The sequence below is a fragment of the Arthrobacter sp. Z1-15 genome (assembly GCF_054792395.1).
This window is the reverse complement of sequence record NZ_CP096455.1, coordinates 122020-144211: the sequence shown is the minus strand read 5'-3', so window position 1 is coordinate 144211 and position 22192 is coordinate 122020. Positions and strand designations below refer to the sequence as shown.

19 protein-coding genes are annotated in these 22192 nt (G+C 60.1%); 5 read left to right on the top strand and 14 right to left on the bottom strand.

Annotated elements, in window-relative coordinates; genetic code table 11:
- Positions 1–3 precede the first annotated feature (3 nt).
- From M1D40_RS18870 to M1D40_RS18825, 10 genes are all read right to left on the bottom strand, one after another.
- The gene (locus M1D40_RS18870; protein ID WP_461171141.1) at positions 4–1746 is read right to left on the bottom strand and encodes a type IV secretory system conjugative DNA transfer family protein; all 1743 of its coding nucleotides are present in this window, start codon (positions 1744–1746) and stop codon (positions 4–6) included.
- A complete protein-coding gene (locus M1D40_RS18865) occupies positions 1743–3341 on the bottom strand; it encodes a helicase HerA domain-containing protein (protein ID WP_461171140.1) in 1599 nt (532 codons plus the stop codon). Before M1D40_RS18865 ends, M1D40_RS18870 begins: the two co-directional genes overlap by 4 nt.
- Entirely contained in the window at positions 3341–4849 is a 1509-nt protein-coding gene (locus M1D40_RS18860) for an SCO6880 family protein (RefSeq protein WP_461171139.1), read from the bottom strand. Before M1D40_RS18860 ends, M1D40_RS18865 begins: the two co-directional genes overlap by 1 nt.
- Entirely contained in the window at positions 4836–6092 is a 1257-nt protein-coding gene (locus tag M1D40_RS18855) for a hypothetical protein (protein ID WP_461171138.1), read from the bottom strand. Before M1D40_RS18855 ends, M1D40_RS18860 begins: the two co-directional genes overlap by 14 nt.
- Before the next feature lie 76 nt (positions 6093–6168).
- A complete protein-coding gene (locus tag M1D40_RS18850; protein WP_461171137.1) occupies positions 6169–6927 on the bottom strand; it encodes a hypothetical protein in 759 nt (252 codons plus the stop codon).
- Positions 6928–6956: 29 nt separating this feature from the next.
- Positions 6957–7226 carry a hypothetical protein gene (locus tag M1D40_RS18845; protein ID WP_461171136.1) on the bottom strand — a complete coding sequence of 90 codons (270 nt, stop codon included), beginning with the start codon at positions 7224–7226 and terminating at the stop codon, positions 6957–6959.
- 11 nt (positions 7227–7237) lie between these two features.
- Positions 7238–7864: a DUF6668 family protein gene (locus M1D40_RS18840; protein ID WP_461171135.1), complete on the bottom strand. Its 627-nt coding sequence runs from the start codon at positions 7862–7864 to the stop codon at positions 7238–7240.
- Between the two features lie 38 nt (positions 7865–7902).
- Entirely contained in the window at positions 7903–9387 is a 1485-nt protein-coding gene (locus M1D40_RS18835) for a MinD/ParA family ATP-binding protein (protein WP_461171134.1), read from the bottom strand.
- 44 nt (positions 9388–9431) lie between these two features.
- Positions 9432–9953, bottom strand: coding sequence for a hypothetical protein (locus M1D40_RS18830; RefSeq protein ID WP_461171133.1), 522 nt, complete (start codon positions 9951–9953; stop codon positions 9432–9434).
- Complete coding sequence (locus M1D40_RS18825) at positions 9950–10888, bottom strand: CHAP domain-containing protein (RefSeq protein WP_461171132.1); 939 nt, start codon at positions 10886–10888, stop codon at positions 9950–9952. The genes M1D40_RS18830 and M1D40_RS18825 overlap by 4 nt, the downstream gene beginning before the upstream one ends.
- 502 nt (positions 10889–11390) lie before the next feature.
- Between M1D40_RS18825 and M1D40_RS18820 the strand changes: the two genes are divergently transcribed.
- The 4 genes from M1D40_RS18820 to M1D40_RS18805 are packed head-to-tail and all read left to right on the top strand — an operon-like array spanning position 11391 to position 14877.
- Positions 11391–12299 (top strand): MarR family winged helix-turn-helix transcriptional regulator, encoded by a 909-nt coding sequence (locus tag M1D40_RS18820; RefSeq protein ID WP_461171131.1) that lies wholly within the window; start codon positions 11391–11393, stop codon positions 12297–12299.
- 4 nt (positions 12300–12303) lie between these two features.
- The gene (locus M1D40_RS18815; RefSeq protein ID WP_461171130.1) at positions 12304–12759 is read left to right on the top strand and encodes a hypothetical protein; all 456 of its coding nucleotides are present in this window, start codon (positions 12304–12306) and stop codon (positions 12757–12759) included.
- On the top strand, positions 12759–13697 hold the full coding sequence (locus M1D40_RS18810; protein WP_461171129.1) for a hypothetical protein: 939 nt from the start codon (positions 12759–12761) through the stop codon (positions 13695–13697). The genes M1D40_RS18815 and M1D40_RS18810 overlap by 1 nt, the downstream gene beginning before the upstream one ends.
- Before the next feature lie 10 nt (positions 13698–13707).
- Positions 13708–14877, top strand: a complete 1170-nt coding sequence (locus M1D40_RS18805; protein WP_461171128.1) for an alpha/beta hydrolase — start codon at positions 13708–13710, stop codon at positions 14875–14877.
- A 561-nt stretch (positions 14878–15438) separates the two neighbouring features.
- On the opposite strand, the gene M1D40_RS18800 is transcribed toward M1D40_RS18805, so the two are convergent.
- The 4 genes from M1D40_RS18800 to M1D40_RS18785 form a co-directional block, all read right to left on the bottom strand.
- The gene (locus tag M1D40_RS18800) at positions 15439–16515 is read right to left on the bottom strand and encodes a LacI family DNA-binding transcriptional regulator (RefSeq protein ID WP_461171231.1); all 1077 of its coding nucleotides are present in this window, start codon (positions 16513–16515) and stop codon (positions 15439–15441) included.
- Between the two features lie 115 nt (positions 16516–16630).
- Positions 16631–18007: an acetyl-CoA carboxylase biotin carboxylase subunit gene (gene accC, locus M1D40_RS18795; RefSeq protein ID WP_461171127.1), complete on the bottom strand. Its 1377-nt coding sequence runs from the start codon at positions 18005–18007 to the stop codon at positions 16631–16633.
- Entirely contained in the window at positions 17997–18554 is a 558-nt protein-coding gene (accB, locus tag M1D40_RS18790; RefSeq protein WP_461171126.1) for an acetyl-CoA carboxylase biotin carboxyl carrier protein, read from the bottom strand. Before accB ends, accC begins: the two co-directional genes overlap by 11 nt.
- Positions 18555–18556: 2 nt before the next feature.
- Positions 18557–20083 carry a pyruvate carboxylase subunit B gene (locus tag M1D40_RS18785; protein ID WP_461171125.1) on the bottom strand — a complete coding sequence of 509 codons (1527 nt, stop codon included), beginning with the start codon at positions 20081–20083 and terminating at the stop codon, positions 18557–18559.
- 492 nt (positions 20084–20575) lie between these two features.
- Here M1D40_RS18785 and M1D40_RS18780 point away from each other — a divergent pair, with 492 nt between their 5' ends.
- Positions 20576–21931, top strand: a complete 1356-nt coding sequence (locus M1D40_RS18780) for an MFS transporter (protein WP_461171124.1) — start codon at positions 20576–20578, stop codon at positions 21929–21931.
- Positions 21932–22192: the final 261 nt, after the last annotated feature.

Below are 22192 nucleotides of genomic sequence, written 5' to 3'. Positions count from 1 at the left end.
GCTCTATCTCCTCTCAACGGGCAAAGGTTGATCGAGGCGGCCGCGTTCCACCTGCCCATGAGATGCCAGGGATTTTTTGACCCGTTCGGAGTGGGGACCGTTCATCCATGGAATGGTCCAGATCATCGTGGCCGGAGCGCCGGAAGCCAGCAGCACCGCACGGAAGCGCGGCAAGGAGGTTAAGTCAGAGACGGAGAGAATTTCGTCCTTGTTTTCCTGCCGTGAGCTGGAGCGGCCGGATTTCCCGGAGCTGCGCGAAACATTGATGTAGCTGTACTGGCCGATCAACCGGGACAACTCATCGAGGTACTGTACCTCTGAGACACCGCCACCGTAGATTTTTACGTTCGAGGCTGACCAGAGCTTGCGCATTCCCTCCACATTCCAGACCTCCACACCCTGTGACCAGGACTGCAGGATGGTCATGAGGATGATGCCACGGGAACCATAGTGGCTGTACTGATCAGGAAGATTCTTCCACCGGCAGACGTTCGCAGCCTCATCGAGGACCCCAAGCAGAGGACGTTTTAGTCGGCCCCCAGGCTGAGAGGTTGCGTACTGTTCTGCTGCTTCGACTACGGCAACCGTCAGGGCGGTGACCAAAGGTCCTGCGGTGCCTTCCCCCTCGCGGGAGAGGCTGTATAGGGTGCCGCGGCCACGGACGAACATCTCCGGTTCAAATTCGGGGCGGTGAGGACCGGGGCCCGGCGTAATCCACTTGCCGACGTTGCGGTCAGTAAGGGAAGACACCATCTCCAGCGCGGTGCCGAACACACCGGCCCGCTGTTTCTCCGGCTCCCGCAACCGGGCTATGACCGTATCGGAGAGCATCTCATAGTCGTGTTCCCGCAGGATATGAGCGGGGCGGTCATCGGCTTGTTTGGTGAGCCAGGTATAGACCTGTGTGATCGGTTTTTGATCCAGTGCAGCTGCCAGCAGATACGCCTTGAGCAGGTTCCGTCCGGCAGTATCAAAATAGGCATCCGGTTTAGCGCCCGGCTCCCGTGACCCGGCAGAGAAGTGAGTGGCTAGTTTCGCGGCAGTTGCTTCGTCCTTCACATAGCTCAGGGGGTTCCACCACCAGGTGGGCTCCTCCTCAGCTACGCCCTGCGGATCAAATACCCACACCTCTCCCACCTCGCTGCGGATCGAGCGGGTTACATCGACGATGTCGCGCTTGTTCGATGTTGCTATGACCGCGCCCGGTGCCTCCAGGATCGCCGGTACAGCGTAGGACGTTGTTTTCATTGTCCGCGGACCGGCAATAAGAATCAGCATGTCCTCCCAGGACGCCCACATTGGCCGTTTTCCGTTCACGGTTCGTCCGAGCGGAACACCCGCTGACTCCACCACGCCCAGCCGCTCAGCGGTGGCTTTCGCGCCTTTGGTGGACAGATGGTTCAGGTCCTTTCCCCGGCCCATGTGGGCAGCAGCCTTATCGACCCGGGTACGTTTCTTCCTGAATCGAACCGTCGCCAGCACGACGAACACCACAAGGAGCAGAAAAAGGGCCCCCATACCAGTGGCAATATAGGTTGCCTGTTCCGGCCACTGAACCTCCTGCTTGGCCAGCCCCACGATGAGGTCCACCGGATGCGAGGGCGGGGCCGCGATACCGGCCAATGACGAACCCCAGTGCGCGGAGACCCATCCGCCTCCCAGAACAACAACGATCACGCCAATAACTGAGAACAAAAGAATGCCCTCAATGAAGTCTCCTGCGCCTTTGCGGTTTGGTGCACTCACAGCGTGCCTCCTTCCATGGCAACATCGGCAGCCACAGGCTCCAACAAGGATTCGGCCTGTGCATGCCACTTCGTTTCGGTGTCGTTCACACCGTCAGCTCCGGTCTCCATCGATGTCAGTCCCACCTGGACGGGAATGCCGGGGCGGCCGCCAACTTTGATCAGGAACTTTCCGCGTCCGGGAGGATCGACTTCGGTTCCGCGTGAGTCCCACGCAGGCGGATCCTGCCAAGAGATGAGTTTTTGCTGTTCCTGGCGCGACAGAGGGATAGCTTCAGTCAGCTGAGCCATCTCCGAGGCTGGCAGGCCCCCGCAGATGACCATCCCGGAGCGCTCCACGAATCCGCGGGCCTTCATTCGGTCCTCTTCAGCCGGCAGCGCGAGCAGGTCGGACATGGTGTGGGAAATCATGATCTGGCCCACTCCCACTGCCCGGTTCAGCCGGGTCAGAGCATCCACCCGGTCAACCATTCCTTTCCCTGCCCGCAGCGCCCGCCACAGCTCATCCAGGACCACAAAGTAGTTCCGGCGCGGCTCCAGGCCGGCATCGGCCAGGGCGTTGGCGACGTTGATTGTTCCGAAGCCGTAGGACCAGCACGCCAGCAGGACTGCGGCCTGCAAATCGGTTTCGGTCTCGTCAATGTTGGACACATCAAACACCACGGCCCGGTCCCGCTTCATCGGATTAGTGGTCTGACGGGAGAAAATTTCTCCCAGCTTCCCGCCGCCGGTCAAACCCAGCAGTGTTGCTTCCAAAGCCCTGGTTTCGTTCAAATAGACATTCATATCGCCCCGGTCCAAGGCCACCTGACGCACCTCGTCCGGCGCAGACACGATGACGTCCAGAAGATCTTTCAACACAGGAATCCCGACGAACTTCTCATCCAGGACCCGCAGTGCCCGGTCCAGAATCGTTTGTTCCTGGTCCGTGGGAGGGTTGTTCCTGCTAATGGTGATCAGGGAGACCACCATATTGAGCCGGCGGCCGTGGGCGTCGGCACGGACGCGGGCGGCGGCATCCGGGTGGCCGTGATCTTCCAGCAGCTGCGCCGCTTCCACAGCTTGGCCGGGATCGAGAATGTTCAGGTACCCGGTGCCGCGGCCCAGGGAAATGACCTGCCCGCCCAGAACCTGCACAGCCTTGATGTGCTCGCCCTTGAGGTCTCCCAGAACCAGGGGGTGAACACCCTGGCCGGAGAGGCCGATGACCATACGGCGCACCAGTGTGGATTTTCCCAGCCCGGGCTTGCCCAGGATGAAAGCTGAAGGGTTGGAGATGAGCCGTGCCCGCTGGAACCAGCTGATCGGATCACAGCAGACGGTGGCCTGCGTTTCCTCATGCCGGCCCAGGGGGACACCGATCATGGGTGAGGAGGCGCCGGAGGAGAAGGGCCACAGTCCGCACACCTGAACCGTGGTTCCGCGATACTCCTTCACCGAAGGAACAAGCCGGGCCATGCCCCCGCCGCGGCCGGGCCAGCCGCGGGCTCCGGGGCCGGGCTGGCGGACCTGCTGGGTCCGTTCCTTCTTCGGTTTCTTCGATGCCAATTCGGCACCGTGCTTGGACTGACGGGCGAAGAGTTTCATGCGGGCCATTACAGAGCCTCCTTGATTTCGGCGGGCAGCATGCTGTGTTTGGGCAGCACCAGTCCCAGCGGCAGCGACGCCGCGAACGCTGTGTCCTGAGCACCGTAGGCCCGGCGCAGCAGCACGCGGGCGGTGCCAGCCGTCTGCTCCACTGCCGCAACGGCATCCGAGAGCCGTTCCCAGTCAGTGACCGTGGCGGTGACAACCATGCCGAAGTTGACCAGGCCCGCCCCCTGAGCTTCTTCCTGAGCGGTCTGCCCCGCCGAACGCGCATCAACAAGTGCACGGGCCGAGGGACGGTTGCCGGAGGTGACGCGGACGTTGGCATTGTTCTGATCGCGTTCCACCACGGCAGCGGCCCGGGCGGAATCCATCGGGCGGTACAGCAGCGAGATCCGCTTGCGGTCAATGTCTCCGTGCGGTGCCAGGAGACGGGACAGAACAGAGGAGTTCACCGAACCGCGCGGAGCGCCGGTCATCGTCCAGGAGGCTGAGAAGGCGCTGTCATGCCGGTAGTCATCCCAGCTGGCTTGTGTTGCAGTCGGACCGACTTCTCCCCAGGTCAGGGACACCGGGGAGCCTGCTGCATGGGCTTCATCAATGATCAACGCGGCGGGAGGATCGTAAGCGATCCGGACGACCTCGCAGAGTTCCTGCGCTGACATGGGCCGGGCAATACCGGCACCGGTGGACTGCAAACGTGACGACAGCCCGGGAATGCGGGAGGCAATATCGCGGGCTGCCTCTTCGGGTGTGCGCTTCTTCGTTCCCGCCCGCAGAGACGCATTGAAGGTCAGGGACACCCAGGCGCGGACCGTTGCCGAGCCTTCCGGATATGTCCGGACTACTTCGCGAAGAACAGCCTGAGCAAATTCCGGGGCCTTGGGGTCGATGTTCATTTCCACTTCGTTGCGCAGCCGGTACCCGGAGTCCGGGGCCGTTTCCACCGTCACCGCTGCGGCCTCGAGGCCGGCCTCATCCCCGAGCCCTCCGAGCCAGCCGCCCCAGTTCGCCACCCAGGCATCGACCTGCTCCGGGTCCACCAGGGAGGCTCCGTCCGGTTCGGTGGAGAAGATCACCGTGTAGTGGCTGGTACTAGGCACATGCAGCAGTGCGAAGGGACGGTTGTAGGAGTCCTTGAACTCATACAGGGTGGATTTAGCGGCGAGTCCGGGCAGCTGATACAGGCCCCACTTCGTCACGCCCAGAGGCCCGGAACGATACAAGTTGGTTCCGGATGACCTGGAGAGGCGAAAGCTCATGCGTGTTCCGAAACGGTCCACCACCGACTGGCCGTGCTTGTCTTTGACCGTCAGCAGCAACGCGGTCAGTCCTGCGAAGGCCAGGACCGCCAGGCCGTGGAAGAGTCCCCAGATAGCGAAGGAGATAATCCCGGCGAGGAGCCCGGCCATGACGATGCCGGTACCAATAGCACCAAGATTGCCCAGGCCGGCCGAACGCGGCACACGCCAGTTGCCGTAGGACGGTTCTTTGTACTCGGAATTAATTGCTGCCACTGGGGCCCTCCCCGGTTGAATCCTGTGCGGTCGTCTTTACCGCTTCTGAAGTTTTGGAAGCTACTTGAATTGCAGCGCCTGCAGCCATGCCCGCAGGTCCTGCGGCTGCTCCACTGCCAGCTGCTGCCTTGCCGGCTCCTGCTGCTCCGGACGTTCCTGCGGTTCCTGCTGTTCCGGCGGTACCCGCGGTTCCGGACTTGCCTGCTCCTGCTCCAGCTCCAGAGGTTCCGGGGGTACCTGTACCCGTGGAGCCGTTGGAGCCTGCCGGACCTGTGGAACCCGGTGTTGGTTGACCTCCGCCGCCACGGGACCCCGGAGTTCCGCTTGCGCCCTCAGCAGTGGGACCGGACTTTTCGGAACTGGCCTTGCTGCTGGGCGGTGTTGGCGCGGCGTTGCCCTTGCCGCTGCCCATCCGGCCCATCGAGACTGCCCCGGTGGCCAGAGCCCCCACGGCTGCTCCGGCGGCTCCGCCACCGGCGCCTGAGGCCACAGCGCCCACCATGGGTGTCACGAAGCGCATCAATGCCGGCAGCGCGGCCAGGGCCACGATCATCAACGTAAATCCGGTGATGGACCCGATAAGCCCGCCGTCAGAGGACATGAGAAGGAAAGCGACCGAGTAGACGATGGCTGCAGCGGGTTTGTAGAGGATGAAGGCGATAGTCCAGCCGATGGCTTTTTGAAACCATTGCTTTCCCATTTCCGTGTTCGTGAAAGCTGCCGTGGTGGGCAGGATTCCCGCCAGGATCACCAGCATGCCGCTGCGCACGACCATCAAAACGATCTGAACGATGGAGGCAAGCAGGCCGATTAGCCCGAGAATGATCAGGATGAAGATCGCTGTGCCGGAATCTCCCATGGTGGTGAGGACCGTCATGGCCTCCGCGAAGCTCTTGCCGTCCGTTGATTTATTGATAATGGCGACCGAGAACGCGTCTGCGGCAATGACCAGGATCGAGATAACGCTCACTCCCAGCCCGGTGACCAGGGTCAGGGTGATGAGGGAGCGCAGAAGATCTTTCAGCGGGGCTCCGCGTTGCTCCCAGATCATCCGGGTTCCACCGATGATCACGGCCAACACCGCCAGAGACAGGGTCCACACCATCAGCTCTTCGTTGACGGCTGAAACGACGGGGCTGGAGCCTCCCTCATTACCGGCAAGGTTCACTGTCGGGGTTTCCACCCAGAACGTGGACAGTGTGGTCACCATCTGGCTCAGGCCCTCCATAATGGCCTTCCCCATATTTTCCAAGGCATCCGCAACCAAGCCCTCTAAGGCGTTTTCTACGTGGCATCCGACTTCCGCGATGGCGCACATGTCAGACTCCGGACCAGAGGAGGAAACCGCTCAGATCACTGAGCTGGGACATGGCGCTATAAGGTGAACCGTCATCGGCGGGCTTCACCTTCCAATCTCCGTCCATCCAGCGCAGTGACATGCTGATCCGGGCCAGGAGTCCTTTACTCGTTTCAAAAGCAAGGTCTATGTCTGCCTCCGCAGGGGTATAGGACTTGATGATGAAGCCGCGCACTTGGATGGTAGAGCTGCCCTCTGCGGACTCAACGGCAGAGCTGGAATCCTTGATCGCCGCGTCCCGTCCAGCGCCAGGGACCAACAGCTTTTCTGAGAGTTGTGTCATCAGGTCCGGTGAGCCCGTTGAGCCAAGGGCAACAACGTTCATTGCTGCATACAGGGCCCCGGTGGGGGAATTGGAGAAGCATGACCGGAAGCCGCTCTCATCCCTCATACCGGGGCCGAAGGTTTCCGGGTCGGTGGGTGTTGCCATCCGGTCCACGAGTTCCCAGTTGGACGTTGGGGCCGTTCCCAGGGCTGTTTCCGTACTGGCCGGCAGCCCACAGACACTGTCTTCGGCTGCCTTTGACTTGCCGGGAGTGGCTACAGCGGAGTGGCCGGCCTCCGTGGGGGCAGGAGCGGACTGTGTACTGTCCTCCCCTTTGGGGAGCAGGAAGATGACCACTACGGCAGCAATGAGGGCAACTACCAGGGCAGCGGAAATGATGAAACCCGGCTTGGTGAACGGGTTGGTTTCGGTGGTGCTATCTGGTGACTGGCTCATCGTGAACCTTCCGTTGTTGGTGCTGGTCTTTAGACGAAGGCGCGGACGATGCCGGCCGCCCCGGTGATGATGATGCAGCCCAGCAGGACCCAGCCGAGTTTGCCGATGGACTGTCCTCCCTCACCGCGCTGGAGCTGGATGACCATGGTGATACCGACGATGATGACACCCAGAACACCCAGGACCAGGCCGATACCCGAGGCCCAGTTCAGAACGGTGAGCAGGCCCTTGGCTTCTTCCGGAACGGTCGGCGTGGGGTTGGGGATGACGCTGGTGACGAGTGCGGAGATGGTGTTCATGGTGAGACCTTTCATTTGGTGGTGCTGGAGGGGTTATCTGTGGCCAGGGCGGCCAAGTCTGTGATGAATCGTTGGTAATCCCGTGACCCGGGAACGGTAGTGGAGTGGCCGAGCCGCCAGGACTCGACCCAGGAGAGAGTCCAGAGCCGGGGAGCGCCGCCGCCGACGATGGAGGCGAACTCACGCAGCTCTTTGGGTGTTTTCCCCGGTGCGTCCGCCAGGACAGCGAGGCCGAGCAAATCAACGTCCGGCGCCGCTCCTGAGGCCCACTGGGTGAGTGCGCTTCTGGCCGCGGTCAAGCCCCGCATATCCGCCCGGCAGACGAGCAGAACCCGCGGGGTAGCTGCCTGCGGGGTGGTCCCGTCCGGCACTACGGGCCAGCAGTGATCAGTGCCCCGCGCGCCGTCGATGATGTCTGCGATCCTGCTTTCGCCGGATCCTCCGTGGACACCTGTGATCCACACTGAGGCCGATCCCGTCATCGTGCGGCGGTCCAGACGGTCCGCTGCGTCCGGTTCAACCATTCCCACAAGCGGGGTGCTGATGACGGCTGCCGGGGGCATATGAATAGCCGGGGTTTCTGCTGAGTCCTCAGCTGAAACGGGTCTCGTAATCCAGGGATTAATTGACTGTTGCATGGTTCCTCCTTTCCGGTTTGGCCGGTGTGTTTTGGAAGCTAGAAGCCGTTGGCTACGGCAGCGGCGGCGGCAAGCCAAGCCCGCCGTGTTGCCGGTTGGAGGGCTTCGTAGCGGATGGGGCCGTTGACCAGGGCGGGGTCATAGGGGATGCGCACGACGGACCGGACAAACGGTTCGAACCCGTCTGCAATGCGTCGAGCTTCGTCCTTGGCCCTCTTTAGGGCATCTCCGCTCATGCTGCGCTTGGCGTCGGTGGATTCGGAGACGATCACTACGGCGTTACGGGCCAGTTCGGCATTGTGGCCACCACGGGATTCCAGGGTTTGCAGCGTCAGCCGGGCTGCTTCTGCCCGGTCCTCAATAGCGGTCACAGGAACCACCAGCTGGTTGGTGTGGTCAATCATTCTGCGCCAGTTAGCGGCACGTGCGGTGTTGCCCGAGTCCATCACCACAAGCCGGTAGTACCGGGTCAGGACCTGATGGGCGATGTCCACTTCTTCGGCGGTGACTTCGTGGTCGCCTTCCTCGTTTTCGTCCGAGCGCAGGACGTCGAATTTATCCCCGGTCTGGTGGTGCACGAACTTCGCGATTTCAGCCGCGCTGGTGGAAGGCGAGAGAAGGGATTCAGAGGAATCGATCAGGTCCAGGACGCTGCGGTCGTGGGAACCCTTTTCCGTCCGCCAGCCCAGCGTTCCCTGGGATTCGTTGTTGTCCCAGGCCACGGTGGCAGCACCGCTGTAACGGGCCAGCACGGCTGAAAGCATGACAACGGTAGGAGTCTTGTTCGCTCCGCCCTTGCGGTTCACGACTGCCACGGTGCGGGGACCGGGCCAATGCTGGCTGACGGTGCGAATATCTTCACGTTCGGAGAGTTCTTCGGCCGAGGGGGCCATCCGGATTCCCAGCCGGGTCAGGGCCCCGCGCCAACCCTGTGTGGCCGGTTCCAGGACCGGTGCGCTGACCAGGAAGGAGGTTTCCTTCAAACTGCGCCGTGTCGGTGCTTCCGTATCAGTGCCGGACTCTGACTGAGCAGGGGACTCAGCTTGCGGGACTTCCGGTTCTCCTGCGGCCGGTTGAAGTTGGGTAGGCGCCGGCTCCGGTTCGTCCGTGTTTAGCGGCGGCTCGGGTGCGGGAGGCTCTATGAGTTCGGAGACGGCTTCAGGCACCGCTTCGGGCTCGGTGACAATCACAGCAGGGGCAGCCGGTTCGCGAGTCGCCTTTGGTGCCTGTGTCCGACGGCGGGAGGGCCTGGTTTCGTAGGACACGGATTCAATCGTGTGATCAGGGTGCACGATCAGTTCACCGTGCCCGTCTGGATCTTCGATCCGGACCCTAACGGGGCGTTGCAGCGTCTTTGCCTCACCAACCACAACGTCCAGGGCATTGCTGCGCAGCTCCTGCACCGAATCTCCGGCGGGAACGTGGCGGGAGTTCCCGGCCACGATGACCTCAGCGGTTCCGTTTTCACGGACGATGGCCGTGATTTTGGGGAATGCCAGGACTTCCGTTTGTGTACTGCTCATGTGCTTTCTTCCTTTGTCTGTGGGGTGCTTGGAGGTTGAAGGCGTTAGGAGGAGGGCGGAGTAAGCCGGTTGACCTTCCAGGGGGCGTCCTTGCCCGTACGAAGCAGCTGCAGCGTGTAGTTCCCGGCGTTCGTGGGAACCGAGGCGGTGGCCCCGTAACCGTTGGCTTCATCGACCGTGAGCGTGGCCGGGCCGGTGACGCTGCTGGCCGGGATATTTGCCGGGTCCACGGACGAGTAATCAGCGGTGGCCTGCGGGGTGAGCCAGCGGGCCAGATCGTTGGCCCATTCCTTCTCGTCCGCATTGGGGCGGGCGAAATCAGCCATTGCGTCCTGAGCCACCTTCACGGCTTCGTCCTTGCTGGTCTGATCCCAGGGGATGCCCGTGGACGGGGATGCCGTCGAACCCGGTGCCTGGGGACCGCCGTCAGCACTTAAAGAGACCGGCGCGGACGCTGTAGGCGAGGCAGTGGCAGTTTCATCCTCTGATGCCTGATCTGTTCCGGCGTCTGATCCGCACGAAACACACAGCAGGGCCACAGCGAGCAGAGCCGCAGATTTTTTCATTTCTTCTCCTCTTGCGACGGCAGGTACAGGAAAGCTGAGGGGGCGCCGTTGTTGACTGTTCGGGTGTAGTAGTTGTGGTCATCCGGGGGCGGGTTGCCGTTGTATCCCTCTTCGACGTAGGTCCCGTCGTCCTTGACCTCTTTGACCACGGCAACATGTCCGAAGTTGGGGTCCGCTCCCGCATCGCCGGGGGCATACCAGACGACAGCTCCGACGCGGGGAACGGAGCCGGTGGGCCAGCCTTTGGCGTCCCAACCGTCTTTCCATGTCAGCGCCGAACCCAGATTCACGCCGTCGGGACGGAAGGTGCCGTTGAGGAATTTAAAAGGTTCGCTGGTGGAGCCCATTTGCTGGTTGACCCGCCACAGGGCGAAGTCCACGCACTCCCGGTAGTACATGCCCAGCGGGGACGTGCTGGCAGCATTGGCGCCGACCTGCAGCCAGGTTGGATGACCTGGCCACGGATAGTCATCCCCCGCCCCGGAGCTGCCCGGAATAACCGCGCATTCGGAGGGTTCGAACGGCGTATCCGAAAGGGCCTGGACGATCCTTAGGGCGTCCGCCCAATACTTCGCATAGTGATAGGGGTCAGCGTTGCGCTGGACTCTGTTTCCGGCGATGGTCGGTTCCAGCTGTTCCCAGCCGGGAACAGCCTGCAGCGCCTTAATAAAGTTTGTAGCGCTAATCGTGGGGTCCATACGGTCCTCGTATGAGCCCCAGGCCCCGTTATCACGCTGCTGGAACAAGCCGCGGGAATCAGGGCCGGCCCCGTCTCCGTAGTCCAGGACGCGTAGGCCGGACTCTCCCAGGGCAACCATGACGCTGATTGCCTGCCCTGTGGACGACAGGCTGAGCGCCTTGCCGGCTCCGATAATTGCGGCAGCATTTCCTAGCTGCTCATCATCGAATCCCTCCACCTTCGTGCCCTCGGACAAGGGAACAACTATCGAAGAGCCAGGAGCCGAAGAACCACAGTCAGTAGCCGAGGCACCGGCCGGGGCAAGCAACAACGGTATGGACAGGACTGATCCGAAGAAGATTCCAGGTACCGCGATGAGCGTTACCAGGCTCATGGTTTTGGGTTGGCTCATGACCGGCCGCCGGTGAGTAAGAGGGTCCTCGATCGACGATTCAGTCGCCGTTGAGTGTTTGAGAACGCCTCCATTGAACCCTGCTCTCTCGTGGTCATTCCGACGCTGCGCCCCTCGCCGGGGCCTGTCACCAGCGAGCCCGAAGCATCAACCCGGATGGTGCACCCAATCTAACACGATCTACTGCACATGCACCATAAGTGTTCGGTGCCGAATGCTATAGCAGTACATGTGCACATTTTTCAGGCATGTACTCTGCAAGATATGTCTTGGAGGAAGGCTGTCAGCGATGTCCGCGTTAGACTGGGCTAAGGATTCTTGGGACTTATACCGACGCTAGGGAGCTATGTCCGAACAACAGCTGGCTCCGTCTGAGCTTCGTTACCTGCTGCTTTCCCTCTCCCGCGAGTGGGAACGCTCCGTTCTGGAACAGGAAAACATCAGGGATCTCACAAGTGCCCAGGTAGAAATTCTTCTGGTGCTAAATGAAGCAGGCTCTTGTTCGATGGTGGAACTCGGTGAGATGCTGCTGCTGAACCGCGACCCGTTTCGATCCGTTGATTCCCTTGCAGCTAAGGGATTGGTCGTTCGTGGGTCAGGCGCCGACAAAAGAAAAGTCCTCTGGTCACTCACCCCCGATGGAACAGCCCTAGCCGCTCAGATCATCGACGCTGACTTTTCTCTGTTTAAAAAATATTCCGGTGGCAACCCTGCGGAACACACCAGCATGCTGGTGGAGTTGTTACGCGAACTCCAAAGTGCGGTCGCTCCCGCAAATGTTTTGCAGAATCGGTTTGGTCCGCAACAATCACCGGTGGAAAAACTTTTGACAGCCGGGGCTGTGTCTGAGGTCCAGACCAACCGTTCCGCCTCGGTGGCGCTGCGCCTGCGCACGGTAATAGACATCAAAGACGGCGGAAACGTGCAGACGGCATACGAAAAGTACAGCCCTCTGCTGGCGGCCCGCCAGATAACAGTGACTCTCAAATCCTGGAATGCCCTCGTGGAGCAGGGCGGACCAGCTAGCGAATATTTTCTGCAGAACCTTTCAGAAGTACTCACCGGAACAGTAAGTTATCTACTCACAGACGATGAGCACACCATTCGTGAGGTAGAAAACCGAATGCGGGCCGAAAATGCTCTCACAATTGCCGGTGTAACAAGATTTGGAGGCCGAGGAACGCTGGACGCGGGTGCCCTTCAGGCCTTAGCAGAGCTGGTCCAAAAGAGACTGGGTACAGCAGAAAAGGACTGACCTCGTGCCGATCAAGTACGACAAACAGCCCATTAGAATCTCACCCCCGTCCCGAAGCAGAGCTGAGGAATCCCTCAACAGAATCCAGCTGGCTCCGGGGATGACGGCAAATGAGGTCGTCGAAGCAGTTGCTGAGCTCATCGGAAAACCGATTGTGCTTGAATCGACCGTGGATGAGAGGTTCAAGACAACAACGGGTAGTTTCGCCATCACCCTGGACTTCGTTTTCATCGTCTTTAGAGGCATAGATCCGCGCTCCTATCAAATGCACAGTCTGTTCCATGAGCTGGGTCATCTGCTAAGCGGCCACAGCTACTGTGAGCGGCCCGCAGCAGCCCCAGACGCAGATCCCGCGCAGCAGCTGTTATGGAATGACGCAGAACGGGAAGCCGAGTTCCTTGCCTACCGGATCGCCGCCCTTATCAGCAGAAAACCACGCAGTAGCCAGGCCTTCGGCTGATGCGGGAACCTTCCACCCTGCTGCTCTGCCTGACCGCAATTATTCTGGTGGTACGGGCACCCTATGCCCTGCATAGCACGGCCTCCCGGCCCGGGTGGTTAGCCGGCGCATTTGGCTTGCTTGCCGTCATCTGCCTGGGATTTCTGATCCCCGTTCCGGCGCTGGACGCTGTGCTGGGATCAGAAGGATATTGGAACATCCTCGGATCGACCTCGACCACACTGTCTTTCCACTTCATGTATCAGGCAATCCTGATTTATACATCCCGGCCGCTGCCTCGGTACTACTATCCCGGGCTGCTGTTCGCTTTAGCTTCCAGTTCACTATCCTTTGGTTTCATCCAGGGTAAGCAAGAGGAATTTGAGTCCGTTGAGGGATTCATCGCCACCCTCATCGAGCAGCCGTGGACCGCTATTTACCTCAGCATCTATCTGGGGAGTGTAGCCTCTATTTCTCTTCTTTCTCTGGGTGCGGTTTGGAAGACTCCACCGCGGTCCAAGACCTTCCTGACGGGGTTCGCCCTAGTGATTCTAGGAAATGTGATCGATATCGGGCTGCTATGGCTCCAGCACACGCGGCTCGTGGACCCGGGCATACCCGCATTCCTCTACAAGGTCTACATTGCCCTCTTTTTTGCTGGTGTCATCGCTCTCTGCGTGCGTTTCCTTCGCGGTTCCCTTATTTCCCTCATCCGGTATCACCAATTTGTTTACTACGCGTTCAGGATCCGCAAAATCCTGAGCCGGACCCAAACAAACACACCTGAGCCGGCCGCAATACTCTTAGATCCTAAGAATTCCTGCTACCAGGGTCTGATCCTTGTACGAGACTTCATGACTCTCGGAGGTTTCATCCTTAACAGTGCGGAGCTGGCACTCACTCAGAAGGCCGACGAACTCCTTACTGAATTTCCCCTCCCAACCTCCCCAACACGTTAGGAAGACCCGGATGACGTCCAAGAAATGGCTTTTTGGCTGGACTGCCGTTGCCTTATCGCTGCCAACAATCGGAGCGGCGGCCCTAGGGCAGAAGATGACGTCGTGGAAGGATCCGAAACAGCGTGAGATCACTGTCTCTGCTGATCACAAAGAAGTGACACTGACAGCGGATGCGAAAACCACCGCTCCAGGAGTGTACGGAATAGTACTTCCTGATGCCCACATAACTGTTGGGAGCATAATCCGGCTAAGCGACGGTCGGGTAACCCGTGGGATAACCCGCTGGACCGGCTCGCGCTCTGCGGGAGAGCTGCGCGGTGCCTGGACCGGTCAAGTCAGTGCCTCACCCGAGCAGCTGGGCCTCCCGTTTGAGGAGGTCAAGCTTGGCCGAGCGGAGCGGGAGCTCCCAGCCTGGGTCTTTCATCCAGCGGAATCATCCCGAAAGGACGTCTGGGCAATCCACGTTCACGGCCTGCGCTCATCCCGCTACTCGATGCTTCGCAGCATTCCCTCGTCAGCGAAGCTTGGGATGACGTCTCTGGTGTCTTCCTATTACGGAGATGCAGAGAATCACGACCATGGGGAAGTGTGCCACTACGGTGGCCGGGAAACCGCCGATGTCGAAGAATCCATCGCATACGCGGTTGATCACGGAGCGGAAAGAATCTATCTCATCGGGTGGTCGATGGGAGCAACAATTTCCCTTCTCCTCAGCGAAACGTCCAAGTACCGGCACCTTATTGCGGGACTGGTCTTGGTGTCACCAGGACCAAATACAGAGGCTGTGATCGTCGAAAATGCTCGAGCAGCCGGTTTGCCAGGCCCTCTTGCAGCCCTGGCACCGCACATACTCTCCAACACACTGTTGAGACGCTTGGCGGGACTCACTGTTCCCGTGGACTTCAAGAGCCTGGACTGGACACGAAGCGCCAACCGTCTCCATGTTCCCGCACTGGTCTTTCATTCGCGCGGGGACACGGAAGTTCCCTTCTCGCTGACAGAGGCCTTTGCAAAGGTCAACCGGAACGAGGTCACGCTCAAGGAGTTCCCTCCGGTCCCTCATCAATGCGAATGGAACGCGGAACCCGAGAGGTTCGAGGCCGAAGTGGAGTCCTGGGTCAAAGCCGTTGAAACGGACCAACCGGAACTGCTGCCCACACCAAGTCATCATCTGCTGTAAGTACAGTATAAATTTGAGTTTGCAGTGCGATACCGTTTCCGGGTGCTAGCGCAGAGGTTATTGTCTTGGGGACTTCTGAGCCTAGCCACGATACGACTCACTGGCAGATCTATACCTGCAGACGCGCAAACTTGTTTCGTTCAAACTGACCAGCTTTAAGGCCTGATCTGCTGCTTGGCCTGTCAGCTCCGGATACCCTTTTTTGCCTCTCCACACTGGCATTCAGCACCAAGAGATATTCGATCTTGCAGGCCCCGCGGAGGGCGGCCGCTGCGTCGAGCTCATCGGCCGGCCACTGCACCGGCAATGATCCGTGTTCTTCTGGTGACAGAGATGACAGGGGAAGTACTGGCGGCAGCACCGGCACTATATCGTGACGACGTCCAGCAGTGTGCGGTAATGAATACACCGCGTCTGTTCGTCGACAGGGCTACCCGGAATTCTTCCCACCTGTACCCTCCCTCGACTCGACGCGGGCAACGCCATTGCAGACTCACCGCGTGGCACTAGTGTCCTTACTTACCTGTTTCATTGAGGTTTTCCTGGGCCAAGCGGTAGCGTTCACATGGGCGTGTTACCCGTGGACCCACGTAAAACGAGTTCCGTCGGAAAACGTTTTTGTTCAACCTCGGCCTTGGCGTTGTTAATTCGGGTGAGGAGAATCTGGAGCGACAATCTGGCCATTTCGTCTATGGGCTGGCGTACCGTCGTCAGGTCAAGAACTTTCCACGCCGACATCGGGATATCGTCGTAGCCCGCGACCCATAGATCCTCGGGCACACGCAGACCACGCTCTTTTGCTGCGTCGATCACACCAAACGCGATGATGTCAGTGGCGCAGAAGATGGCATGCGGCGGGTCATCAGCCAACAACAGCCTTCCAGCGTCAAGGCCTGCCTGATGGGTGAAATTCGTTTCGGGGGCGCGGGCAGGCGGGATGTGGATTCCGGCATCGGCAAAAACGTCCAAGAATCCCTTGCGCCTTTCTCGTCCCGTGCTGACCCACGGACCACCACCGACAACGGCGACGCTGGTGCGACCGTGAGTGAGAAAGTGGGTTGCGATTGACGCCCCACCGCCAATATTGTCGCCAACCACCTGGTCGCTTGTGATCTCCTCAAGACTTCGGTTGACGAGCACAACGGGAAGGCTCAAGTCAAGTGCGATGCGTAACGCCTGCGACTCACGCGTTGCGGTCGTGAAGATCAGTCCGTCGATGAGCTTTGAACGGATCGCCTCGATCGCTGCCTGTTCACTGTTCCCGCCGTCGGATACCCAGAAGTTGATACGGAGGTCAGCGCGGTTGATCTCCCGAGCTAACGCATACATCATGACGGGATACCAGGGGTTGGTGAATTCGCCTACGATGACACCGATCGTCCCCGAGCGCTGGGTGCGCATCGCACGCGCCTGCGCGTTGGGCACGTATCCGTACTTAGCCATGGCTTCTTCGACCCGGCGGCGGTTCTCTTCGCTGACGCGGGTCGAGCCCTGCACGACGCGCGACACTGTGGCTTGTGATACTCCCGCCAACTGCGCTATCTCCCTGCCCGTAAGCATCAACATCTTTCTCCCTCCCATCCGTCGCGATCTGCGGCGCCGTTTCAGCTTCTCACGTCCGGTGGGGTGAGGAATCATGACCTTCACGTGTCCATCGATACCCTTGCCCAGCCGGCACCAATGTGGATCACCAAGAGGTGCCGTCAGGAGGTAATCCGGACGGCACCTCGGCCTGCCCTCTAAACAAAGGCCCCTACATGTCAGATGTAGCTGCCTGACTCTCAAGGAACTTTGCGACGAACGCGGTGTTGAAGTGACCGCTGCGGAACACCTCACTGTTGAGGATCCCGGCCTGGAAGCCGGCAGTCGTCGTGACGCCTTCAACTTTCATCTCCTTGAGAGCCCGTAGCGCACGAGAAATAGCTTCGTCTCGGTCATTGCCCCAGACGATCAGCTTGCCGATCATCGAGTCGTAAAACGGGGGAATCACGTATCCGGCCTCGATGTGGGTGTCAAGACGGACGCCGAAGCCGCCGGGCGCACGGAAGGACTCGATGCGGCCGGGCCTCGGCATGAATCCCTGGGCGGGATCCTCAGCGTTTATACGGCACTCGATCGCGTGACCGCGGATGTGAATGTCATCCTGGGTCAGGGGCAAAGGGTTGCCCGCCGCTATTTCAAGCTGGAGCTTGATGAGGTCGATGCCAGTGACCATCTCGGACACCGGATGTTCGACCTGGATTCGAGTGTTCATCTCGATGAAGTAGTACTTCCGCTCGATGTTGTCGAACACGAACTCCACTGTTCCAGCGTTGCGATAGCCAACTTCCTGGCACAACGCGACTGCCGCATTAGCAAGACTTTTCCGCAGCTCGTCATCAAGTACCGGCGAGGGGGCCTCCTCGACGAGTTTTTGGTTGCGCCGCTGAGCGGTGCAGTCACGTTCACCCAGATGCACAGTCGATTGGCCGTCGGACACGACTTGGATCTCGATGTGGCGGATGTCGGTGAGGTAGCGCTCGAGGTACACCGAACGGTCGCCGAAGGCGGTCTCCGCCTCGGCCATAATCTCGCTCAGATCACGCTCAAGCGTCTCCGCCGATTCGACAACCCGCATGCCGCGGCCGCCGCCACCCGCGGAGGCCTTGATGAGCAGGGGATAACCGACGTCGTTTGCCACAGCAACCGCCTCGGCATGCTCAGCGATGGCACCGTCCGAGCCTGGAACTGTCGGAATGCCGGCACGGCGTGCGATCTTCTTGGCCTGGATCTTGTCGCCCATGCTTCGGATGATGCTCGAAGTGGGGCCGACGAATCCGACGCCCTCGGTCTCGCACATTTCCGCGAAATCGGGGTTCTCGGCAAGGAAGCCGTAACCGGGATGAATCGCGTCGACTTTGAAAGCGAGTGCGGCGCTGATGATGGCACGCGGGTCTTGATAGCTCTTCGCCGCACTGGCCGGCCCGATACAGACCGCCCGGTCCGCAAGCTTCACGGGAAGGGAGCCCCTGTCGGCCTCGGAATAGGCCAGGACGCTGGTGACCCCCAATTCCTTGCACGCACGGATGATGCGGAGGGCGATCTCGCCACGGTTGGCGATGAGAATGCTGTTGAGTTGCTTAGACGTCACGCTTGATCACCATCATCGGCTGGCCGAACTCGACCGCTTGGTTGTTCTCCACCAAAATCTCGGTAACGACGCCGTCAACCGTGGCTTCCACGTTGTTCATCAGCTTCATGACCTCAAGGATGCCCAGGACGGAGTCCGGCGAGACACGCTGCCCCACCTTGACGAAAGCGGGGGCCCCCGGCTTGGGGGACGCGTAGAACGTTCCGACCATCGGTGCAGTAATGACCACTTCGTCCCCCGCGGCGGGAGCTGCCGTCGGCTTGGGCGGAGCGTCATTGGCTGGTGCAGGGGCAGGGGCAGGGGCAGGGGCAGGGGCAGGGGCAGGAGCTGCCGCGGACGAAGGCGCAGCGGCGGGTACAGGGGCGGGCTGCTGCTGCGGTGCGGCGACGGGGGCAGGTGCCGCGGGGGCAACGAGGGTGCGCTCGTTTCGCGATACAAAGAGCTCGACGTCGCCGTACTTGATGGAGAGCTCTCGCACGTCGGGGTTGACGTTCACCCATTCGACGAGGGACTTGAGTTCGCGGACGTTAGGCTGGTTCAGCGCCATGGTTAGTTCTCTCCTTTGAGGATGTTGATGTGCAAGTCTCCAGCAGTCAAGGAATTGACTCCGGGCCGGCCGTTTTCATAAAGCGACTTCACGATTCCCAGCAGAGGCATCGGGATTTCGTCCAGATTGCCGCCTTCGGCCACCGTCTTCTTCATTTCGTCAACCTGATCCCCCGCGAACATCGCGCGCAACAGATGGAATTCAATGGATTCGTCGGGGTATTGAGCGGCAAGGTCATCGAGCATGGGCTCAGGTTCTGAGGGCTCCAGCGGGATGTCGGAAGCACCGTTGTCGATGATCTTCTGACGCAACTCGGGATCGATTTCGGCAAGCAGTTCACCGTAGTACCCGAGGACGTATTTTTTGATCTCATTCGGCACGATCTTGTATCGTTCACCGATCGAGACGTTCATTGCCGCCTGGGTGCCCACAAACTGGGCGAACGGCGTAATCATGATCGGGTAGGCAAGTTCGGAGCGCACCCGCGCAATCTCGACCAGCAGCTCTTCATATCGATCCCCAAGGCCCGCGGTTGCGAGCTGAGAACGGAAGTTCGACAGCATCCCACCTGGGGTTTGATGCATGAAGTGCATCCCGTTGTACTCGATCGGCTCGCCTAGCGGCTTCCCCTCGGCTTCAGCGATCGTGCGGATCTTGTCGCTGATCTCGCCGATCTTCTCGTCATCGAGATTCACCGTGTAACCCAAGGCGCGCAGATCGCGAACGACGTTCTGTACGGAGGGCTGACCGTTTCCCGCCGCGAGAGGGGCGACTGAAAGGTGCAGCGAGTCGGCGCCGGCCTCTGCCGCCTCGAGGCACACCAGTGGTGCCAAACCGGTGAGCGAGTGCGTGTGGACTTCGAGTGGACGTCCGCCCATGACTGCCTTGAGCGCAGGGACAAGCGAGCGGATGCGCTCGGGAGTGAGCAGACCGCCGGCATCCTTGAGCATGATGCGATCCACGTCCGCTTTCTCGATGAGCTCCTGCGCCTTCGATACGAAGAGATCATCGGTGTGAACGGGACTCTCGCAGAACGAAACCGCACCGAATGTTTCAGCTCCCAGTTCCTTTGCCCGGCGCAATCCCGGGGCGATGTTGTCGATGTCATTGAGCCCGTCGAAAGAACCGATGACCCGGAAACCGTTCGCGTACAGGCGTTCGACCCAGGCCATGATCACGTCATCGGGGAGAAAATCGAAGGCCGCGATGTTGCGTGAGCGGATGAGCGCCCGGAACTTGGTGTTCGGGGCGAGCTCATGAGCTTTCCGCACACGTTCCCACGGGTCTTCCCTGAGATAGCGGACCGCGACGTCGAACTGGATCGGCGCGACGAGATCGACGTGCTCATAGCCAGCCGCATCGAAGTCGGCGGCCAGCTGCTCGATGTGCTCGGTCCGCATCCTTGTGGCCCAAATGCTCTGATGCCCGTCACGCAAAGTGGTATCGATGATCTTGATCTCGCTACGGCTGTTGGCGGGGCGGCCGCCACGGCTCATCACGGACGCAATGGTTTCCGTATCGTTCGTCAACTCTTGCCTCGTTCCTCGGCGTCATCGGGGCCCGCCGTCAATGGGAAATCGTATTCACGCCTATGAAATCGTATTCACGGCCCCGCGTCAACCCCTCAATGTGACATTTGACACGGGCTTCCCCGGCCAGTGAAACTGTCATCTCGTTGACGACGGACGAGGCTCGGAGGTCTAAAACTCGGTCGGTCGATGCCCGCCTGTATCCGGAGGCGTCCTGCCCGTGCAGCCTTGCGGAGTAGCCGGTCGGCCTTCAGTAGATTGCGCACGATCAGCTCCGGAGTATGGCATTTCCTCTTCGTGAAGATGTGGCTAATCGTCCTGTCGTCCGTGGGCACGGAGGTCAGGGAGAACTTCATACGTTGAAGCAGATGAGATTGGCAAATGTCGTGCTTAGGATCAGCGTTTCCCCATAAAAACCAGATTAAGGCGATGCGAGGGTATTGAAATTGAACGCGACACAATCTCGAGATGAGAAGGATTAAAGGGACTGCAATGACCAAATTAGATGCAAAAAACTCCGCTGTTGAAACGGATCAAGCAGCTCGTAAACAGAGCCGAAGATCCCTTCGTGCCAGTACGATTGGCCAGTTGTTGGAGTGGTACGAATGGAGCTCCTACGCGGTATTCGCACCTTTCATCGCGGCCGCGATGTTCAACCAATCAGACCCTGCCTCGGCTCTCCTCTCGACGTTGGCAGTCTTCGCGGTCGGCTTCCTCATGCGTCCGCTCGGCGGCGTTGTGTTCGGAGCTATTTCGGACCGTACTGGACGAAAGAAGGTCATGATCACAACGATGATCATGATGGCCCTGGCCTCCGTGGCGATTGGGCTCATGCCGTCGTATGACACCATCGGTCTGGGCGCGTCCATCGGCCTGCTCTTGGTCCGGATGATTCAGGGCTTCGCCCACGGTGGCGAGTCGGCCACAGCGAACAGTTATATTCCCGAGATTGCTCCCCGTGAGAAGCGTGGGCAATGGGGAAGCCTCGTCTTCGTTGCCATTTTCGGTGGTTCAGTCATCGCATATGTGCTGGGTGGCATCATCTCGCTTGTTCTCGCGGAAACGCAAGTGGCCGAGTGGGGTTGGAGGATTCCGTTCTTCCTGGGCGCATTCGGTGCGGTATTCGCTCTCTACCTCCGGCGCGGAATGCACGAATCCGAAGTTTTCGACGAGAAAAGCAACGAGACCGTGGGGTCACCGGTTCCGGTATCTACGCCAGCGAAGGAAGGTGCCGCAGGCGGGGGTGCCGGAGCTCGGAAACCGCGTCCACGCTGGGTCTCGATCCTCCTCATCATCGGAATGGTGTCAGGTGTCACAGCAGCGCATTACACCTGGTCCTCCTACGTGTCCACTTACGCCATCACGCAGCAGGGAATGTCCATCCAGGGTGCGTATTGGGTGACTGTTATTGCGCAGATTGTTGCTCTCGGCGCACTTCCGCTCTGGGGCATGCTTTCCGACCGTGTCGGAAGGAAGCCGGTAATCTACTTTTTCGCGATCGCAATGGGTGTACTCCAGATCCCGCTGATGGCGATGATTACTGATGAGCCCTGGACACTGTTGGTCGCTTCGACAGTCGCTTTGGTTATCGTGGCGGCCTCGGGTTCGTTGCTCTCCTCAATCATGTCGGAGGTCTTCCCGACATCCCACCGCACTCAAAGCATCGGCCTCGCCTACTCGGTTTCTGTGGCTGGTTTTGGCGGCACCGCACCGTACGTGTATCAGCTGTTCGTGTCGATGGATCTCACCTGGCTGTCCGGGGCGTTGGTTGTCGTCCTCTGCATCCTGACGTTCGTTGCAATGAAGCTGTTGCCGGAAACCAAGGGAGTGGACCTGAGGACCGTCTAGTCTGGCCGGTCTGAAGCTATCGGTCGAGATCAGGGCTGAAACGCTGCCAGGGATATTGATGTGCGTTCCCAATGACCTTGCGAATGCGTGCCCCACCCGCTTGTGTCGTCTTCGCATCTACCCAAGCCTCAGCTTGTATTCGCGGATTATCGCGTCAGTTCGTGAAGTTTGGGTAGACCGCCCAGCCCTCACGTCAGGACCCGGTAGCGGAACGTCGTTCGGGGGGTCCCCCGGTCCCCTGTGGACGTGCCCGGATTCCGT

What these genes read in the sequence shown, in the direction of transcription:
- accB (WP_461171126.1), bottom strand. Translation starts at nt 18,554, where the DNA reads ATGGCGCTGAACCAGCCTAACGTCCGCGAACTCAAGTCCCTCGTCGAA.
- M1D40_RS18840 (WP_461171135.1), bottom strand. Translation starts at nt 7,864, where the DNA reads ATGCAACAGTCAATTAATCCCTGGATTACGAGACCCGTTTCAGCTGAG.
- M1D40_RS18850 (WP_461171137.1), bottom strand. Translation starts at nt 6,927, where the DNA reads ATGAGCCAGTCACCAGATAGCACCACCGAAACCAACCCGTTCACCAAG.
- M1D40_RS18855 (WP_461171138.1), bottom strand. Translation starts at nt 6,092, where the DNA reads ATGGGGAAGGCCATTATGGAGGGCCTGAGCCAGATGGTGACCACACTG.
- M1D40_RS18830 (WP_461171133.1), bottom strand. Translation starts at nt 9,953, where the DNA reads ATGAAAAAATCTGCGGCTCTGCTCGCTGTGGCCCTGCTGTGTGTTTCG.
- M1D40_RS18865 (WP_461171140.1), bottom strand. Translation starts at nt 3,341, where the DNA reads ATGGCCCGCATGAAACTCTTCGCCCGTCAGTCCAAGCACGGTGCCGAA.
- M1D40_RS18820 (WP_461171131.1), top strand. Translation starts at nt 11,391, where the DNA reads ATGTCCGAACAACAGCTGGCTCCGTCTGAGCTTCGTTACCTGCTGCTT.
- M1D40_RS18800 (WP_461171231.1), bottom strand. Translation starts at nt 16,515, where the DNA reads ATGATTCCTCACCCCACCGGACGTGAGAAGCTGAAACGGCGCCGCAGA.
- M1D40_RS18805 (WP_461171128.1), top strand. Translation starts at nt 13,708, where the DNA reads ATGACGTCCAAGAAATGGCTTTTTGGCTGGACTGCCGTTGCCTTATCG.
- M1D40_RS18810 (WP_461171129.1), top strand. Translation starts at nt 12,759, where the DNA reads ATGCGGGAACCTTCCACCCTGCTGCTCTGCCTGACCGCAATTATTCTG.
- M1D40_RS18835 (WP_461171134.1), bottom strand. Translation starts at nt 9,387, where the DNA reads ATGAGCAGTACACAAACGGAAGTCCTGGCATTCCCCAAAATCACGGCC.
- M1D40_RS18780 (WP_461171124.1), top strand. Translation starts at nt 20,576, where the DNA reads ATGACCAAATTAGATGCAAAAAACTCCGCTGTTGAAACGGATCAAGCA.
- M1D40_RS18845 (WP_461171136.1), bottom strand. Translation starts at nt 7,226, where the DNA reads ATGAACACCATCTCCGCACTCGTCACCAGCGTCATCCCCAACCCCACG.